The 2,569-nt window shown below is 58.9% G+C and carries 2 protein-coding genes and 1 pseudogene; 1 reads left to right on the forward strand and 2 read right to left on the reverse strand.

Going from position 1 to position 2,569, the window contains the following annotated elements; genetic code table 11:
- Positions 1-105 precede the first annotated feature (105 nt).
- Positions 106-513 carry a GFA family protein gene (locus ACLP25_RS01330; RefSeq protein WP_442467451.1) on the forward strand — a complete coding sequence of 136 codons (408 nt, stop codon included), beginning with the start codon at positions 106-108 and terminating at the stop codon, positions 511-513.
- A 183-nt stretch (positions 514-696) separates the two neighbouring features.
- On the opposite strand, the gene ACLP25_RS01335 is transcribed toward ACLP25_RS01330, so the two are convergent.
- Together ACLP25_RS01335 and ACLP25_RS01340 are read right to left on the reverse strand one after the other, a co-directional pair.
- On the reverse strand, positions 697-1,953 hold the full coding sequence (locus tag ACLP25_RS01335) for a hypothetical protein (protein ID WP_442467452.1): 1,257 nt from the start codon (positions 1,951-1,953) through the stop codon (positions 697-699).
- A 476-nt stretch (positions 1,954-2,429) separates the two neighbouring features.
- Positions 2,430-2,569: pseudogene (locus tag ACLP25_RS01340) on the reverse strand (adenylate/guanylate cyclase domain-containing protein); the annotation flags it as partial.

Here is a 2,569-nt window from a genome sequence, read left to right on the forward strand (position 1 = left end):
GCCTCCATCTGGAGAATCTCGGGTATAAGGGAATCTGGCGCGTCGGTTGCGGTGCGGCGGCGTTCGAGGTCGCGCAAGGTGGCGTGCGAGCGATGGGAGATACAAATGACGCTCGGAAGCGGCTGCTACTGCGGCAAGGTTCGCTACGAAGCGGCGGGAACGCCGATGCTGAGGGCGCAATGTCATTGTCGTCCTTGCCAGTATTTTTCTGGCGGCGCGGCGAACATGTTCATGCTGATGCCGGTCGACGGTTTTCGATACACGAAGGGCGCGCCTCGCCAGTTCAAACGTGACGATCTCGAACGCGCGGTCACCCGAGAATTCTGCAGCGATTGCGGCACGCAGCTCATTACGCGTCGCCCCGGCCTCAACGCCATCATCCTCAAGGCCGGAACCCTCGACGATCCGACCCAATACGGCGCGTGCCAGATGGCGATCAACGCCAGCGACAGGCAGGCGTTCAACTGCATCCAAGAAGGGTTACCGATCTACGAGGGTTTGCCGCCGCGCTGATGCGAGCGGCGATCATACGGCCGCCGGCCTGCCGCACGGGAGAACGCGCGAAACCGCCTGCGATTCGAACGCCAGCAATCCGAGAGATTTAGCGGACAAGACCGTCGCTCCGCCTCGATCCGCCGAATCCTGATCGTCACATACTGTGAATAGATAATAGTTCTCCGAGCTCCCTGACAAGATTTAGTTAGGCAATTCTCCCTCGATCTCGTTGAGAAAAGAGCAGATGCGATCCCGATCGACGGCGCTTCCATATTGGTTGGCGCTGAGGGTGAGTTGCTCGTCGTATGAGCTCATGGCGAGCTGGAAATAGGGTTTATATTTTATCGAGCCGCATAAGAAAGCGTCATAGGGTCGTAGATTACCGAAGGACATTGGGCCCGAATCCAATATTCCCACGTTCGTCATGCAGATGAAGGGGTTCTTGAGTTTCGACTTCAGCCGGCGATTGGCGATCCTGTCGCCGAATATTCCATACAGCAAACTAAGTTTGATAAATCCATTGAGGCCGATGTCAGCCCCCTTTTTCTCGTCCATGACCGCCTTCACCCGGCCGAGCGTGCCCTCGAAGCGCTCCCCGGGCTTGTAGTCCAGCTGCGTTACCTGCATCGAGGTGAGGTTGGTCAGGGACTTGACTTCCCTGGTCTCCCCAAGATATCGGCGCATGTCCACCATCACGGGTATTTCGAGTTCGACGCCGGGCCTCAGCGCAAGCACCTGAAAGAGGCAACGATAATACGCGGTCAGCACGGCATCGTTCAAGGTCGCCCTTGTCGCACGGGAATAGTCCTTGAGCGAGGCAACCCTGTCGCGCTCCAACGTCCGCGTGAGGATAAAGGGCCGCACGTCTCCGCCCTCGCTCAGAGGAAACCGGTGATTTCCAGTCCGATTATTGTCTTTGCTCTGCGTTAGTAACGACTTGAGCTTGACGCTCGTAGCGAAGCGCCTGAGCACTCGTCGGATGCTTCTGTCTCCATTTATCGCGCGCGGCCTGTAAGTCGGATTGGCCGCCAGTTCCGAGTATATTTTACACAGGAAATATAAGTATTGCTTGAAATCCGCGGCATCGCAAATCATGTGGTTCATTTTGAGTGCGATGGCGAAAGGGTGGGAGTCGAGCTGGCAGACTCTGATCTGGGGGCCGACGCTTTCATCGACGGGAGAGACAAGGAAGTCCTCCAACTCTGAGTTGGTCGTCGCCAGGACAAAGGCCCGGCCGAATTCGCTGGGGTCGAGGCGCGCCCAATGCGGCCTGGCGCCATCGATGTAGCGCGCGCCGAGGATGGGGATGGCCTCAATAGAGGCGATGACCGACCTATTCAGGACTTCCGGGACAGGCCCATGCTCAAATCTGAGAACACAATGGAGTTCATTGTCATTAAAGCCTTTAGTTTCGGACAACAGCTGAATTTGGTCGAATATTTCTGCACTGTAATCCATCTCGCGCCTCCCCAAAACTGCGGGCACCACGTCCCCGGATTGTCACCCATACCAAGCTCGTTTTGCGCCCCGCGTATTGCACAGCAGATGGCGCATGGCCGCCGCCTCCGGGGAGCCCCGCAGACCTCTTTAATTAAGGGCCACGTCGAATAGTATAGCCTTTTACGTCAAGTCTTAGGTTGCCGCGCCGAGTCAAATGACCGCCCCTCCGTTGGGGTTCGGCGGAGCGGCCGGACTTGCCGCGTGGGGCGCTCGCATACGACTTGTCGCGACGACCATGCGATGACCGCTCCTCTGGTCGACTCCGGCCGTCAGCTTTGCGTCGGCCGCGATCGATCAGCAGGCCACGCGGAACTTCCGCTCCGGGCGGGTCAGGCGCTTTCCAACAGTGTCCGGAACGTCAGCACTCGGGGGCGAAGCCGAGGTAGACGCTGGACCGAAAGGAACGATGCGGTCGGCTCAGGGCAGCGTACCGCTCAATTCTCCGAGACGGTGAAGACGGCGCATGGGAACGCTATGCCACGCAGTGCATGCGTTCCCAACGGGATCAGCGGCGCTCCGGTTTCGGCAGCGACGGCGCCCGAAACCAGGACCGCCCGGCCGAGCGGCCGGCACA

The sequence above is a fragment of the Roseiarcus sp. genome (genome assembly GCF_052145395.1).
Lineage (GTDB): Bacteria > Pseudomonadota > Alphaproteobacteria > Rhizobiales > Beijerinckiaceae > Roseiarcus.

Coding starts and splice junctions, on each gene's coding strand:
- ACLP25_RS01330 (WP_442467451.1), top strand. CDS start 106: ATGACGCTCGGAAGCGGCTGCTACTGCGGCAAGGTTCGCTACGAAGCG.
- ACLP25_RS01335 (WP_442467452.1), bottom strand. CDS start 1,953: ATGGATTACAGTGCAGAAATATTCGACCAAATTCAGCTGTTGTCCGAA.